Below are 15,381 nucleotides of genomic sequence, written 5' to 3' on the forward strand. Positions count from 1 at the left end.
TCGGCCGCGGCGCACCGGATCCCCCGCCGCCGCGGTCCCCTGGCCTGGGCCCCTCGGGCCAGGCCCATCCACACAGGAGACAAGCACCCATGGCATTCCCCCTCAAGGCCCTGGCTGGCGCGGCCACGGCCGCGGCGGCCTTTTTCTGGTGCGGCGCAGCCGCCGCGCAGGTGTCCGCACCGCCCACCAACCCATCGGCGCAGCAGCCCACGCTGGAGAAGATCAAGGCCGCCGGCAAGGTGGTGCTGGGGGTGCGCGAGGCCTCGCCGCCCATGGCCTACGCCCTGGGAGCGAACGAGAAGTTCGTGGGTTACCACGTGGAGCTGTGCGAGCGCGTGATGAAGGAGATCGCGCCGCAGGCCCGGCTCGAATACATGGCGGTGACCGCGCAGAACACGCTGGCGCTGGTGCAGAACGGCACCATCGACATCGGCTGCGGGCCCACCACCAACAACACGGCGCGCCAGCAGCAGGTGGCCTTTGCCGTGACCACCTACGTGAGCGAGGTGCGCATGGCGGTGCGCGCGGATTCGGATTTGAACTCGGTCAGCCAACTGGGCGGGCGCACCGTGGCCGCGTCGGCCGGCACCACCGCCGTGCAGATGCTGCGCAAGCAGGAGCGCGCGCTGGGCGCCCCCATCAAGACGCTGCTGGGCAAGGACCACCAGGAGAGCTTCCTGCTGATGGAGTCGGGCCGCGCCGATGCCTTCGTGCTGGACGACAACCTGCTGGCGGGCGCCATTGCCACTTCCAAGGACCCGGCGGCCTACCGCATCGCGGGTGAGCCGATGGGATCGGAGCCGATCGCGCTGCTGTTCCGCAAGGACGACCCCACGTTCAAGGCCGGAGTGGACGGCGTGCTGGTGCGGCTGATGCAGACGGGCGAGCTGGAAAAGATCTACGCCAAGTGGTTCACCAGCCTCATCCCGCCGCGCAACCTGAGCCTGAACCTGCCCATGAGCGGCACGCTGCGGCAACTGATCGCGGCGCCCAACGACAAGCCGCTGGAGGCCTACCTCAAATGACCGCCACCCTGCCCACCGCCCTTGCCAATGGCGCAGCCCCGCCCGGCGCGTTCACGCCCGCGCGGCGCATCGCGGCGCTGGGCGTGTCGCCCATCCTGCGCATCACGGACCATGCCAACGCGCTCAAGCGCTCGGGCCGGCCGGTGATCGTGCTGGGTGCGGGCGAGCCCGACTTCGACACGCCCGACCACATCCTGGAGGCGGCGCGCCGGGCGCTGGCGCGCGGAGAGACCCGCTACACGGTGCTGGACGGCAGCCCGGCGATGAAGGAGGCGGTGCGCGAGAAGTTCCGGCGCGACAACGGCCTGGACTTCGCCCTGGACGAGATCACCGTGGGCACGGGCGCCAAGCAGGTGCTCTACAACGCGTTCATGGCCACGCTGGACCCGGGCGACGAGGTGATCCTGCCCGCGCCCTACTGGTCGTCGTATGCGGACGTGGTGACGATCGCGGGCGGCGTGCCGGTCACCGTGCCGTGCACCGAGGCGGACGGCTTCCGGCTGGTGCCGGCCGCGCTGGAGGCCGCCATCACGCCGCGCACGCGCTGGCTGCTGCTCAACTCGCCCTCCAATCCCACCGGGGCCGCCTACAGCGCCGCACAATTGCGCCCGCTGCTGGACGTGCTGCTGCGCCACCCGCAGGTGTGGCTGCTGTCGGACGACATCTACGAGCACATCCTGTACGACGGCGCGGCCTTCGCCACGCCGGCCGCGCTGGAGCCGCGCCTGAAAAACCGCTGCCTCACGGTGAACGGCGTGTCCAAGGCCTATGCGATGACGGGTTGGCGCATCGGCTTTGCCGGCGGCCCGCGCGAGTTGATCGCCGCCATGGCGGTGGTGCAGAGCCAGTGCACCTCGTGCCCCTCCTCCATCAGCCAGGCGGCGGCCATCGAGGCGCTGACCGGGCCGCAGGCCATCGTGGCCGAGCGCTGCGCGGACTTCCAGGCCCGCCGCGATTTCGTGGTGCAGGCGCTCAACCAAGCGCCCGGCCTGCGCTGCCGCACGCCCGAGGGCGCGTTCTACACCTATGCCAGTTGCGCCGGCACGCTGGGCCGCACCACGCCGGGCGGCGCGCTGCTCAAGACCGACGTGGATTTTTGCCAGTACCTGCTGGCCGAGTACGAGGTGGCCGTGGTGCCGGGCACGTATTTCGGGCTGGCGCCGTACTTTCGCATCTCATACGCTACCTCGATGGCCCAGCTGCAGATGGCCTGCCAGCGCATCCAGGACGCCTGCGCGGCGCTGCGGTGAGCCGGCCCGCCGTGTTTCCATTCCTTCAACGCCCTTGATCGACGCCTTCATGACTTCCACCGTTTCCCCCCGCACCGGCGGCCAGGTCCTCGTGGACCAGCTCATCCTGCACAGCGTGCAACAGCTTTTCTGCGTGCCCGGCGAAAGCTACCTGGCCGTTCTGGATGCCCTGCACGACGCGCAGATCGCCGTCACCCTGTGCCGCCAGGAGGGCGGCGCGGCCATGATGGCCGAGGCGCAGGGCAAGCTCACCGGGCAGCCCGGCATCTGCTTCGTGACGCGCGGCCCGGGGGTGACCAATGCCTCGGCCGGCATCCACATCGCGCACCAGGATTCGACGCCGCTCATCGTGTTCGTGGGCCAGGTGGCACGCGGCGCGCTGGGGCGCGAGGCGTTCCAGGAGCTGGACTACGGCGCCGTGTTCGGCACCATGGCCAAGTGGGTGGTGCAGATCGACGACGCGCGCCGCGTGCCCGAACTGGTGTCGCGCGCCTTCCACGTCGCCACGTCGGGCCGCCCGGGCCCGGTGGTGGTGGCGCTGCCCGAGGACATGCTGACCGATGCCGTGCAGGTGGCCGACGCCCTGCCCTACACGGTGCCGGAAACCCACCCCGGCGCCGCCGCGCTGCAGGAACTGTCCGAGCGCCTGGCCGCCGCCGAGCGCCCCGTCGCCATCCTGGGCGGCAGCCGCTGGTCAGAGCGGGCGGTGCAGGACTTCGTCGCGTTCGCGCAGGCCTGGTCGCTGCCGGTGTACTGCTCGTTTCGCCGGCAGATGCTGTTCCCGGCCGACCATGCCAGCTACGGTGGCGACCTGGGCCTGGGGGTGAACCCCAAGCTGCTGGCGCGCATTCGCGCAAGCGACCTGGTGCTGGTGGTGGGTGGGCGCCTGTCGGAGATTCCGTCGCAGGGTTACGAGCTGTTCGACATTCCCGTGCCGGCGCAGCCCCTGGTGCATGTGCATGCCGATGCCAACGAACTGGGCCGCCTGTACCGGGCAACGCAGTCCATCCACGCCACGCCGCAGGCCTTTGCAAACGCACTTGCCGCGCTGCAGCCGCCCGCCGCGGTGCGCTGGGCGGCGCACACGCAGGCCGCCCGCGCCGAGTACCTGGCCTGGAGCGATCCGGACCCGATCCGCATCCCGGGCCCGCTGCAGATGGGCGAGGTCATGCGCCACCTGCGCGAGGTGCTGCCGGCCGATGCGATCTTCTGCAACGGCGCGGGCAACTTCGCCACCTGGGTGCACCGCTTCTGGCCGTTCACCGCCTATGCCAGCCAGTTGGCGCCCACCAGCGGATCGATGGGCTACGGCCTGCCGGCCGGCGTGGGGGCCAAGCGGCTGTGGCCGCAGCGCGAGGTGGTGGTGTTCGCGGGAGACGGCGACTTTCTGATGCACGGGCAGGAGTTCGCCACCGCCGTGCAGTACGGCCTGCCCATCATCGTGGTGCTGCTGGACAACGCCATGTACGGCACCATCCGCATGCACCAGGAGCGCGAATACCCCGGCCGCGTGAGCGCCACCCAGTTGAAGAACCCCGATTTCAAGGCGTATGCCGCGGCCTTCGGCGGGCATGGCGAGCGGGTGGAGACGACGGCGGAGTTTGCCCCGGCGCTGGCACGCGCCCGAGCCAGCGGCCTGCCCTGCGTGCTGCACTGCCTGCTGGACCCGGAGGCCATCACGCCCACGGGCACGCTGCAGGGCATCCGCAGTGCGGCCCAGGCCCGCAAGCCGGGCTAAGCGCGCAGCGCGGGCGGCCGTCCCGGGGATGCCCGGGCCGCGCGGGTGTCAGCCGTGGACGGGCACCGCCATGTACTGCTCGCGCCAGGCTTCGAACGGCAGGGTGTCCGCCGCTTCGATGGCCTTTTGCTCGGCCACCGATTGCGCGGCGGCGGCCTCGAACCGGGCCTGCTGCGCCTCGGTCCAGGGCATGGCCAGCAGCGTGTCGCGCGCCCATTGCGATCGCTCCAGCGCGAAGGCGCTGAAACTCTTGCCGTGCGCCTCGGCCATGCGGTCGAGCACGCGGGCCGACGGCGTGGCCTGCGGCTGCTGCATGAGGCGCCGGGCATCGGCTAGCGCTCTGCCGTAGTCGTCGGTGCCGTGCGCAGCGTCCAGCGCCGCGGCCAGCGGCTCGCATTCGGCCAGCACCTGCGCGCCCCATTCGGCCAGCGGGATCTCGCGCCCGGCGCGCTGCAGCAGCAGGCCCGGCTCGCGGCCGCGTTCGGCGGTCAGGTGCTGGTTGCGCTGCAGCTCGGCGATCTCCTGCGGCGTGTCGGGCGGACTGTCGGACAGCAGGCAGTGCAGCAGGAACACGTCCAGCAGGCGCATGGTCTGCGTCTCGATACCCAGCGGCGCGAACGGGTCCAGGTCCATCAGCCGCACCTCGACGTATTCCACTCCCCGGTCGCGCAGCGCGTTCAGGGGCCGCTCGCCCGAGCGCACGGTGCGCTTGGGGCGGATGGTGCCGTAGAACTCGTTCTCGATCTGCAGTAGGCTGGTGCCCAGCTGGTTGTATTCGCCCCCGGGGTTGCGCACGCCCAGCGCCTCGTAGGCGGGGTATGGCCGGCTCAGGGCTTCGCGCAGCGAGGCGGCGTAGCCGTCCAGGCCGTTGTAGCTCACCGCCAGCGTGGCCTGCGCATCGCTCTGGTAGCCCAGGCGGCCCATGCGCAGCGAGGTGGCGTGCGGCAGGTAGAGCGCCTCGCCGCCCAGGCGCTGCAGGCCGTGCTCGCGCCCCTGCACGAAGCACGGGCACAGCGCGGGCGAGGCGCCGAACAGGTACAGCAGCACGAAAGCATGGCGGCGGAAGTTGCGAATCAGCGCGAAGTATTCGTCGCTGGTCACATCGGGCAGCGACCAGTTGTAGTGAATGCCCGAGATGGTCTGCATGCGCCGGCCGTAGCGGTGGCCCAGCCCCATGCGGTACACGCTCTTGGCGCGCCCCACGTTGGACGAGCCGTAGCGCGCCAGGGGAATGGTCTCGTCGGTGGGCAGGCCGCAGGGCATGCTGGACAGCCACAGCATCTCGCCGCCCGAAGCCTGCAGGCTTCGGTAGACGAACTGGTGGATCTCGGTGAGTTCGTCCAGGCACTCCTGCACACCCAGGCGCGCGCCTGTGATCAGCTCGATCTGCGACTCGCTGTAGTCGGTGGTGATGTGGGGATGGGTCAGCGCCGAGCCGAGCGCCGCCGGGTGCGGCGTGAGCGCCAGCCCTCCCGTGGGCAGCACCCGCAGTCCCTCTTTTTCGATGCCACGGCGCATGCCAGCCAGTCGGCTGGCGGGCTGCGCGTGGATTTTCCGCTGCAGATGGCTCATCATCATTTGGTCGTTTCTTTATAACCTGATCGTCGGTTCGGCCCGGAACTTAGCACGGCCGGCACACTCTCGCTGGCGCGCCAGATCAAGACCTTGGCTTCGCCCGGCCGCACCGCCCTTCGCAGGCAGGCCCGCGGCCCCGGGTGCCGCATTGCACCATCGCGCGTGTCGTGGCCAGCCAACGCAGGGCGTGCAATGCGCCCGGTCCAGCCACTGTTCCCGGGCAACCCTCGCCCGCGGAACGCACACGACGCCCATGAACGACTGGACACCATGCCCAAATTCTCAGTGCGTCCCACCACCTCGTCCGCAGGCGTGCCCGGCAACTCGACATCGAGTGCCCACGCCGGTGCGCCGGCCAGCCACAAGCAGTCCCACCACAAGCTGCACCAGCTCGACCCGCGGGCCGCGCAGAACGAACTGCTGTCGCCCCTGTACGACGCGGGCCGGGCGGCGCGCAAGTACCTCGCGCAGCCGCTGCCCGCCGCCGATGCCGCGGCCATGCCCCCGCGCAAGCCCCGATCGGTGCTGGGCCAGTTGGCGAACAAGGTGGGCAGTTGCTTCGGCATGGCGCGGGGCAACCCGAAGCCCGTCGAGGACATGCTCCGCTACCAGAACACCCCGCAGGACCCCTCGCGCATCCCGCCGCACAGCCGCGGCCAGTGGGAGAGCGTGGCGCCGGTGCTGGCCGGCCAGATGAAGGCCGGCGAAACCGTGCGGCTGGCCCAGATCGCCGTGGACAAGGCCATCGCGATGGAACGGCTGGTGCAGCACCACGAAGCGCACCAGGCCACCGAGGCCGGCTTGCGCGGCCAGCGGGCCGCGCACATGGCAGACCAGGCGCACCAGCTCACCAGCGAAAAGAAATCCCTGGCCATCTGGCAGGCCGCGCTGCATGCGCAGCAAGCCGCAGCGCAAAAGGAACTGCAGGCCACGCAGCAGCGGCTGGACCAGGCGCTCGAGCGCTTGCGCGCAGACAGCGAAGAAGCGGGCGGCAGCCGCAGTGGCGAGCTGGACGGGCTGGCCGAGCACATCGAGGCACTGCAGGCACTGAAAAGCCGGCAAGCCGACAAGCACGCCGAATTGGTGCTGCGCAGCCAGGACAAGGAGGCCGCGCTGGAACACACCCAGCGACTGGCCCAGACCGCCGCGCGAGAAATGTTCGAGTTCGAAGCCGGCGCCGCCGACCTGAAGTCGCTGCAGCCGGCCCTGGCCCAGCGCCGCAAGGAGGCCGAGGTGCAGCTGGAGCACGCCCAGCGCCGCCACCGGATCGCGGCCGAAGCCCTGCAAAAGACCTATGGCGAGGTCATCGACCTGCAGCTGCGGCGCCTGCCCGGCTTCGAGGTGTACCGAAGCTTGCCCGAGATCGAGGCCCTGCGCGAGGCGCTCCGCGACTGGGTGAAGACCATCGACCCCACCCGCCACGGCGCCGAAGCCATCGAGCCCGCGGCCGCACTGGCGATGGCGATCAAGGCCCTGGCCGACACCAGCGAGGGCAATGCCGAGGTGGCGCTGAAAACGCTGCAGGCCCTGCGCACCCACACCTGGGGCACGCTGCTGCCCGACCCGGCCGCAGGCCCGCACGCAGCGCCCACGCTGGACGATGCCACCCAGCGCACGGTGGACCTTCTGGCCCGCATTCCGCGCGGCACCCAGGCGCTGGGCCACCTGCTGGCACCGGCGGCCGAAGGCACGCCCGACCACACCCGCCGCCACACGGCGCGCCTGGCCCTGCAGACCGAGGCCGCGATGCGGACCGCGCCCACACCGCAGCTGCGCGAATGGCTGGCCGCCGCCTCCCATGCCGCCCGCACGGCCCTGCACGCCGCCGACCCGGCCCAAGCCCTGGCCGCCTGCACGGACGACGAGCGCGCGGCCTACCACGCCATCCGCAACGGCTACCGCAGCAACGCCGAGGGCTCCCCCTACGACCGCGCCAACCAGCACCTGCAGAAAATCGCGGACTGGCTGCACGACATCGACCACACCGAGGCCGGTGCGGCCAGCCCCGCCGCCCCCAAGAGCCGGCGGGGCCAGAAGATCAACCCGCTGCGCTCGCTGCCGCAGGCCCTGCAGGTGGGATCGGCCACCGCCTTGCCCACCCCGAACCGCCGGGCGGAAGACGAACTGGAGAAAGCGGCGGACCACCTCACCCAGTACCTCAGGGCCGCGCGCGCGCAACGGCCGGCGACCGAGGTGCCCTCCGAATCCGAACTGGCCTGGCAGGCCATCGCCGAAAAGATACGCTGGGCGCCCGAGGGCACCGAGCGCGCCTCCATGGTGCTGGACACCGCCCTGCTCGACGGCATCCGCGCGCAATGCGATGCCGCACGGCGCGATGCGGCGCGAAAAACCGCCCGCCGTGGCGGCGAGATCACCACCGCCACCGAATCCCCTGCAATGCGCTCCGCATGGGAGCAACTGCGCGCCCAGCCGCACACCGGCGTGCAAGCCCTCGCCCTGCTGCAGCACGCATTGCTGAGCGAGCCGCTGCAAGAGGCGAAAAACGGGTCCGCCCCGCCACCGGTCAGCGCCGATGGGGAACACGTGCAGGCCCAGGGCAATGCCTTCCACGTGGCGCTGTACAAAGCCCTCAACCTGCTGCACGACGGGGACCCGGCCAACGCCACCAACAGCCGGGCGCTGTTCAACCTGCTGCGCGATGTGGCCCAACACCTCGAATGGCGCGACCGGATGAAGCTGTTGGGCCAGAAGACCTACGGTGTCAATCTGGGTCCGCTGTCGGCGGCCGCTGCGATCACGAGCGCCGTGGGCCTTGGGGTCAAGCTCATCGGCGGGGTGCAGCACAACGAGGACCGCATCCTGGAGCTGTACCGCGGCCGCACCGGCATGTACCTGCAGATCACGTCCCAGTCCACCAACCAGGTACAGGCCGGTGCCGGGGTGACCACCGGCTACTCGGTCGCGATGGACACCGATCAGGCCAGCTTCGGCGTGACCGGCGGGGCCGACTGGCGCTGGCGCGGCGAGCGGGGTGTGGAGAACGGCGTGCAGATGCGCATGCCCCGGCTCACCAAGAACCGCGAGCCCCAGCTGGACGCGCAGTTCATCGACGCGCTGGAGCATCTGTTCGACATGGCGGCCCCCACCGGGGACGGCCAGCCGGCCCGCCGGGACTGGATGCGGGAGCTGCTGGCCCACCATCCCGAACTGAGCATAGGGATCATCGACGACGCGCAGCGCAGCAGCATGGGCACCGAGACCAACGTGTCGCTCAGCGCGGGCGTGCGGGTGGGCGAGGTGGCGGGCAAGGGGCGGCGGGCCGGCGTGTCAACCGGCGTGGGCGTCAAATCCCGGCAGGACAACGGCCAGACCCTCACCACGGTGGCCGGCTACATGACCACCATCTACCGCGATGCCACGGCCCAGATGAAGGTGGAGGTGTCGGGGCGCGCCACGCTGGGGGTGCAGTTCGCGGAATCCGTGCAGGACGATCCGAAGAACGGCCCGCGCCAGAAGGCCAGCGGCAGCCTGGGGCTGCTGGATGCCAGCTACGGCCAGGAGCTGGTCTCCAAGGCCGTGACCCACTTTTGCACGCTGTTCGTGTTCGACGACGAGATCGACCCGATGCGCAGCGACCGCGCCACCGATGTCTCGGAGTTCGACGTGTTCCAGCAGCTGGTGCGCGACGAGTGGGACAGCTGGTCCGCCTACGGGGTGGGCAAACTGGGCACCGCGGTGGAAGACGACTTGAAGCATGTCGCGTCCGAACTGCAGCTCGAACATTTCATGGAGCAGACCCAGGCGTTCGCACAGGGCAACGGTCTGGCGGCCATGTTCGCCGACAAGGCGATGAAGGCGCCCGCCGCCCCCGCGCTGGACATGTTCCGCGCACTCGCCCGCATGGATGGCGAAGCCGCCAAGGCGAAGTTCGAGGCGGCCTGCACGGAATACGAAAGCGCGGCCACGGCATTCGAGGCGGCCGGCATGGACCTGCGCTCCACCCGCGCGCACCTCAAGCAGGCCCGCACGGCGCTGGAGGCGGACCAGACGGCCGCCGCCGCGGAGCACCTGGAGCAGGCCGCAGCGCGCATGCAGCGCAAGGCGATGGGCAAGACCGGCCGGTCGCCGGTGATGGCGCGCCGGCGGGACGAAGGGGTGGCGCACATGAAGCAGGCCGCGTTGTGCCGGGAGCAGGGAGCCACGCGCCTGCGGGAAGCCCAGGGGCATGCGCAGGGTTTCGACGACCTGGTGGTGAAGGACGAACTGTGGGAGCCCACGCTGCTGCTGCTGCGCGAAAAGGCCAAGATCCTGCGCGAGCGCGGCCTGGACTTCTTCCTGAAGCGCCAGAACAACCGGGGCGCCGAAGCCATGCGCACGGTAGCGCAGTGGATCTTGTACGAGCCCGTGCTGCGCGCGGACCCCGGCCACGAGGTGGAGCCGGCCGGGCAATGGAAGGCCACGGCAGCCGCGCCTGCGCAAGCGCGCCTGCCCACCGTGCTCGAAGGCGACGAGGGAGGCGAGATCCAGGCCCAGCGGGACTGAGCGCGCTCCCGGGATCAGGCCCTCGACCGCCCTCAGGCGCTGCGTTCGGTCACGGGCGGCGCGTCCGGCGCCTTCGTGTTCATGCTTTGCAGCACCTGGTCGGCATCGCTGCGCAGTTCCTCGGCCAGCCCCACCGCCAGGCCCAGGCGGCGAAGCAGCCACGGGCCGAGCTGGGCATCGAACGGGTCGGGCAGCGGCTCGGGGCCGGGCGAGACGCGCGGGGGCATGGCGGTATCCGCCGCAGCACGCGGCGCGGACAGGGCGTTGCCGATGGCCTCGGCCGTGGTGGCCAGCGGCGCCTGCAACCGCTCGGGCTCCAGGTGGCCGCGGCGCAGCAGCAGCATGGTCTTCACGGCCGTGAGCTGGGCGAGCAACTGGTAGCAATGCACCTGCAGCCGCTCCAGGGGTTCGAGCGGCGGGCGCACGGCGCGCGGCTCCGACAGCGACCGCTGCGTGGCCTGCACCAGGGCCGAGAGACTGTCGTAAGCCTCGCGCCGCGCCAATCGCCAGGCCAGCTCGGGCGCGTTGTCCACCGCCTGCAGTTGCCCCAGGGCCAGCGCCTCGCGCGCATGCAGCGCCTGCGCAGCCAGGGTGCGCGACACGAGCGCGAGGATCTGCGTGCGCTCCCACGAGGGCAGCACATAAGAAAACGCCCAGGCCACGCCGGTGCCAATCAGGGTATCGGCCAGCCGCTCGAACAGCGCGAAGGCCGTGCTGCTGCCCGCATGCAGCATGTGCGACTGCACGAGCCCGAGCACGGTGGCCGCCACCGCGGTGATGAGGTAGCGCCGCACGGCAAAGCCATGGGCCACGGCCTGCGCCAGCGTGAGGCACACGATCAGGCCCAGCGCGGTGGGGTGCATGGACAGCAGCCCCAGCGCCAGCACGCAGCCCAGCAGCGTGCCGGCCACGCGGCTGTTGCGCCGCTCCAGGGTCTGCGCCAGGCTGCCGCGCAGCACCACCACGATGGTCAGCAGGATCCAGTAGGCGTGCGTGCCCCAGGGCAGCGCCTGCGCCACCGCATAGCCCACCCCCATGGCCAGTGCCGCGCGGATGGCGTGGCGCAGCGGTGGCGCATCCCAGCGCCACAGGCCGTTGAATGGATGCCACGACCACGCGGTGGGGCTCACGAACATCTGCCAGTTCGCGCGCACCACGGCCAGGTTGGGCTCGGCCTCGCCGCGGGCCAGGGCGATCATGCGCAGCGCCTCGTCATTGATGTGGCCGATGCGGTCCGCCAGCCCGCGCGCCAGCAGGCGGGGCGACGGGTTGGCGCCCTCGGGCCCGGGCTGGGGCTGAGGCACTTCGTCCCAGCGAAGGGCCGCCAGGTGGGGCCGGTGGTCGGCGAAGGCGGTGGGCCTGCGGCCGATGAGCATGGCGTCGGCCAGGCGCTCCATCTCGTCGGCCACGTGGTGCAGCACGTCGCGCAGTCCGACCACCACGGGCGCATGGCCGGGGTGGGCCTTGAGCGTGTCAAGGTCCAGCTCGCAGGCCAGCAGGTGGTCGCGCATTTCCAGCACCAGCAGCAGCATGCCGGCCAGCCGCTGGCGCCGCGGCGTGCGGGGCGACTCCAGCACGATGTTGCGCGCGGCCTGCAACTGCTCGGCCAGGGCCGCCTGCCGGTGCAGCAAGGCCCCCGCCAAGGCGGGCGCGGGCGGTCCCTGCAGATCGACGGGCGTGAATTGCCGTGCCTGCACGCGCATCAGCGCGGCGAGCGCCAGCAGCGCATCCGCCACCGACTGCACGCGGTAGCGCGCGTTGAGCGCGTGGTTGGCCACCACCGAATACACCACGTACAAAGCCGCCCCCAGCGCGAAATGCCCAGTGGTTGCGAGCGCCGCCGCCAGCGGCTCCACGCCCGGCGTGGGCGGCACGGCCATGGAGAACACCATGGAGAACATCACGGCCACCGCGATCGGCACGCCGCGCTTGCCCCAGGCCATGGCCAGGAACGCGACGAAACTGGCCGGCACGATCAGCAGTCCCAGGGCCAGCTCCGAAGGGTGCAGCATCTGCACCCCGAAAAAGAGCGGCACGCCCAGCAGGGGCGCCGGCAGCATCTGCCAGAACTTGCCCCGCGCCGGTCCGGGCAGGTCGGGCGGCGCGGTGACGATGACCCCGACCGACGCCGAGGCGGCCGCCGCCGCGCCCAGCCAACCGTGCACCCCGGCCGAGATGAGCAGCAGGCCGAAGGCCACCGACAGGCCGTTGAAGACATAGTGGCTCAGCGCCACGCGCAAGGCGGCCCGCAGGCGGTGTTCCGGAGAGATCCTCATAAGCCGGCAAGCGTACCGCAGCACTGCGCAACGCGGCGTCAGGCAGCGCCCCATTCGCGGGGCCGCCGGGTAACATCGGCTACCCCGTCGCCGCCCGGCCCGCCCCATGTCGCCACCCACCCCGTCGCCATTCCACCGCACCTGGTCCCCTGCCCCGCGCCGCACACCCTGGTCGGTGTTGCGGGGGCTCGCCGCGCTGTGCGCAGCGGCCGTGCTGTGCGGCTGCGCGGGGGTGACGGTGTCGTCGATGTCGCCGCGCGAATACCTGTCGCAGCGGCGCGGCGACGTGCTCACCAGCGGCCGGGTCAGCGAGGCCACCGAAGAGGTTCTGCGCGTGATCGGCAGCGATGCCGACACCTGCGCGGACGACCTGGCCGACTGCCGCAACCAGCTGGCCGCCTCAAACGGCATCAGCGAGGAGCAGCGTCTGTCGGCGCTGGCCGAGGTCTGGCTGCAGGTGGGCCTCGAAGGCGAACGCGACCGCAGCGCGCCGCTGCCGCAGGACGAGGCGCTCGATGCCTGGATGGAGTCGGCCCGCTACGCCTGGGCCTATCTGTTCTTCACGCAGCGCTCCCCCGGCGAGCGCGCATTCGAAGACCGGCAGACGCAGGTACGCGACTACTACAACTTCGCCACGCAGCGCGTGGTGTCCCTGCTGTTCCAGCGCTACCGCGCCGAAGGGCGCCGGTCGGATGAGGCGCGCACCCTCGGCGTCTGGCGGATTTCCAGCGACGCCTCGGACATCCGCCTGCCCAGCGATGCCCCGCTGCCCGAGGAACTGATCCCGGCCACCACGCTGCGGTTTTCCGGCGTTCGCAACACCTACCGGCGAGACGGCTTCGGCACGGAACTGGTGGCGGCATCGGTGCCCGAGCCGGGCGAGCAAGCGCCCGCACCATTCAAGGAAATGCCCTACCCCGCGGCCACCGCGCTGTTGCGGTTTCCCGGCAAGACGCTGGGCGAAGTGCTGCGCACGCAGGAGGTGCAGGTGGCGATCTACGACCCCTACCACACCGCGCGGGTGGAACTGGGTGGGCAGCAGGTGCCGCTGGCGGGCAACTTCACCGCGGGGTACGGCCTGTGGCTGGCCCGCTCGGGCTTTGCCACGCAGGCCATGCGCACGCTGCTGGGCTTGAGCGACCGGCTGGACGCGCCGCGCATCCACCTCATGCAGCCCTATGACCCGAACCGCCGCACCATCGTCATGCTGCACGGGCTGGCCAGCAGCCCCGAGGCCTGGGTCAATGTGGCCAACGAGGTCCTGGGCGATGCGCAGTTGCGGGACGCCTACCAGGTGTGGCAGGTGTACTACCCCACCAATGCACCGCTGGCCCTCAACCAGCACGACATCCGGGAGGCCCTGGTGCAGACGCTGGCGCACTTCGATCCCGCCGGCACGGCGCGCGCATCGCGCGACATCGTGCTGGTCGGTCACAGCATGGGCGGCGTACTGGCGCGGCTGCTGGTGTCCGAATCCGGCGACACGCTGTGGGACGAGGTCATCGGCCACCCCGTGCTGCCCCCGGAAGACCAGGCCCGGCTGCGCGAGGACCTCGGCCCCTTCCTGGTGTTCCACCCCATGCCCCAGGTGAGCCGGGCGGTCTTCATCGCCGCGCCCCACCGGGGCACGCCGTTCGCCAACAAGACCCTCTCGCGCTGGCTGGCCAACATGGTGACGCTGCCGCTGGCCGTGCTGGAGCGCTTCGGCGACGCGACCCGCACGCTGGCCAGGGCACAGGCCAATCAGCCTTCGGCCGGGGGCGTTCCGCCGCGCCTGCCCAACAGCATCGACAACCTGGCCGACACCGACCCGTTCGTGCGCGCCGCCGCCGACCTGCCGATCGGCCCGCGCGTGCGCTACCACTCCATCATGGGCCGCGAAGACCCGGGCACCCCGCTGGCGCAGTCGAGCGATGGCATCGTTCCCTACGGCAGCGCCCACCTGGCGGGTGCCGAGTCGGAGCTGGTGCTGACCTCGCACCACAGCGTGCAGGAGAACCCCCGGGCGATCCTGGAAATCCGCCGCATCCTGCGCGAGGCGCTCGCGGCCGAGCCGGTGCGCTGAACCGCCGGCGCGACGCGACGCGGGCCCCGGGCGCTCAGCGCTGCTGGGCCAGCCGCACCTCGTTCGTCCCTTGGGCCGCGCCGCTTTGCGGCACCTGTTCGCCGGTGCGGTCGGTCACCTCGGCCAGGCGCGCGGCGAGCTGCTCGGGCACATCGGACCCGATGCCCAGATGCACCCCCTGCGTGAGCGTGACGTGCGCCGCCTCGAAGGTGCCGGCGCCCGCGCACAGGATGGTGCGCGTGGGCGCGCTTTCGTGCGCCAGCACCAGCATGGCCGGCACCACGGCCTCGGGCTTGAGCGCGGCCAGCACCTCCTCGGGCATCAGGCCCTCGGTCATGCGGGTGGCGGCGGTGGGCGCGAGCGCGTTCACGTGGATGCCGTGCTTGGCCCCTTCGATGGCGAGCGTCTGCATCAGTCCGACCTGGGCCAGCTTGGCGGCGCCGTAGTTGGCCTGGCCGAAGTTGCCGTACAGGCCGGTGGACGAGGTCGTCATCACGATGCGGCCGTATTGCTGCGCCACCATGTGCGCCCACACGGCCTTGCAGCAGTGGGCCGCGCCCATCAGGTGCACATCCACCACGAGGCGGAAATCGTCCATGTCCATCTTGCCGAACGACTTGTCGCGCAGGATGCCGGCGTTGTTGACCAGGATGTCCACGCGGCCCCAGGCATCGACGGCCTGCTGCACCATGCCCTGCACGGCCGCGAAGTCGGTCACCGAGGCGCCGTTGGCCAGCGCCTCGCCGCCGGCCGTGCGGATCTCGTCCACCACGGCCTGCGCCGCACCCACGGCCGCGCCGCTGCCGTCCACCGCACCGCCCAGGTCGTTGACCAGCACCTTCGCGCCGCGCGCCGCCAGCGCCAGTGCATGCTGGCGGCCCAGGCCGCCGCCCGCGCCCGTCACGATGGCCACGCGGCCCTTGAAATCGATTGCCATGGGTTTCTCTCT

Annotated in this window: 8 protein-coding genes; 5 read left to right on the forward strand and 3 right to left on the reverse strand. The window is 71.3% G+C overall.

The features are described 5' to 3' along the window. The first annotated feature begins 89 nt into the window (after positions 1 to 89). From M5C96_RS15535 to M5C96_RS15545, 3 genes are read left to right on the forward strand one after another with little or no spacing between them, the layout of a single operon-like run. Positions 90 to 1,025, forward strand: coding sequence for an amino acid ABC transporter substrate-binding protein (locus M5C96_RS15535; RefSeq protein ID WP_272564044.1), 936 nt, complete (start codon positions 90 to 92; stop codon positions 1,023 to 1,025). After that, complete coding sequence (locus M5C96_RS15540) at positions 1,022 to 2,275, forward strand: pyridoxal phosphate-dependent aminotransferase (protein ID WP_272564045.1); 1,254 nt, start codon at positions 1,022 to 1,024, stop codon at positions 2,273 to 2,275. Before M5C96_RS15535 ends, M5C96_RS15540 begins: the two co-directional genes overlap by 4 nt. A 49-nt stretch (positions 2,276 to 2,324) precedes the next feature. Further along, entirely contained in the window at positions 2,325 to 4,013 is a 1,689-nt protein-coding gene (locus M5C96_RS15545; RefSeq protein WP_272564046.1) for a thiamine pyrophosphate-binding protein, read from the forward strand. 48 nt (positions 4,014 to 4,061) lie between these two features. Here M5C96_RS15545 and gshA read toward each other — a convergent pair whose 3' ends face one another. Continuing rightward, positions 4,062 to 5,585, reverse strand: a complete 1,524-nt coding sequence (gene gshA / locus M5C96_RS15550; RefSeq protein WP_272569741.1) for a glutamate--cysteine ligase — start codon at positions 5,583 to 5,585, stop codon at positions 4,062 to 4,064. 273 nt (positions 5,586 to 5,858) lie between these two features. Here gshA and xopZ point away from each other — a divergent pair, with 273 nt between their 5' ends. After that, on the forward strand, positions 5,859 to 10,091 hold the full coding sequence (gene xopZ / locus M5C96_RS15555; protein WP_272564047.1) for a XopZ family type III secretion system effector: 4,233 nt from the start codon (positions 5,859 to 5,861) through the stop codon (positions 10,089 to 10,091). A 32-nt stretch (positions 10,092 to 10,123) separates the two neighbouring features. Here xopZ and M5C96_RS15560 read toward each other — a convergent pair whose 3' ends face one another. After that, the gene (locus tag M5C96_RS15560) at positions 10,124 to 12,367 is read right to left on the reverse strand and encodes an FUSC family protein (protein ID WP_272564048.1); all 2,244 of its coding nucleotides are present in this window, start codon (positions 12,365 to 12,367) and stop codon (positions 10,124 to 10,126) included. A 106-nt stretch (positions 12,368 to 12,473) separates the two neighbouring features. Between M5C96_RS15560 and M5C96_RS15565 the strand changes: the two genes are divergently transcribed. Continuing rightward, entirely contained in the window at positions 12,474 to 14,432 is a 1,959-nt protein-coding gene (locus M5C96_RS15565) for an esterase/lipase family protein (protein WP_272564049.1), read from the forward strand. Positions 14,433 to 14,466: 34 nt separating this feature from the next. On the opposite strand, the gene M5C96_RS15570 is transcribed toward M5C96_RS15565, so the two are convergent. After that, positions 14,467 to 15,369, reverse strand: coding sequence for an SDR family NAD(P)-dependent oxidoreductase (locus tag M5C96_RS15570; protein WP_272564050.1), 903 nt, complete (start codon positions 15,367 to 15,369; stop codon positions 14,467 to 14,469). Between the last annotated feature and the right edge of the window lie 12 nt (positions 15,370 to 15,381).

It is taken from the genome of Acidovorax sp. GBBC 1281 (assembly GCF_028473645.1).
GTDB lineage: Bacteria > Pseudomonadota > Gammaproteobacteria > Burkholderiales > Burkholderiaceae_C > Paracidovorax.

Excerpts from the sequence above, each read along its gene's own strand:
- M5C96_RS15535 (WP_272564044.1), top strand. The coding sequence starts at position 90 with ATGGCATTCCCCCTCAAGGCCCTGGCTGGCGCGGCCACGGCCGCGGCG.
- M5C96_RS15540 (WP_272564045.1), top strand. The coding sequence starts at position 1,022 with ATGACCGCCACCCTGCCCACCGCCCTTGCCAATGGCGCAGCCCCGCCC.
- M5C96_RS15545 (WP_272564046.1), top strand. The coding sequence starts at position 2,325 with ATGACTTCCACCGTTTCCCCCCGCACCGGCGGCCAGGTCCTCGTGGAC.
- gshA (WP_272569741.1), bottom strand. The coding sequence starts at position 5,585 with ATGAGCCATCTGCAGCGGAAAATCCACGCGCAGCCCGCCAGCCGACTG.
- xopZ (WP_272564047.1), top strand. The coding sequence starts at position 5,859 with ATGCCCAAATTCTCAGTGCGTCCCACCACCTCGTCCGCAGGCGTGCCC.
- M5C96_RS15560 (WP_272564048.1), bottom strand. The coding sequence starts at position 12,367 with ATGAGGATCTCTCCGGAACACCGCCTGCGGGCCGCCTTGCGCGTGGCG.
- M5C96_RS15565 (WP_272564049.1), top strand. The coding sequence starts at position 12,474 with ATGTCGCCACCCACCCCGTCGCCATTCCACCGCACCTGGTCCCCTGCC.
- M5C96_RS15570 (WP_272564050.1), bottom strand. The coding sequence starts at position 15,369 with ATGGCAATCGATTTCAAGGGCCGCGTGGCCATCGTGACGGGCGCGGGC.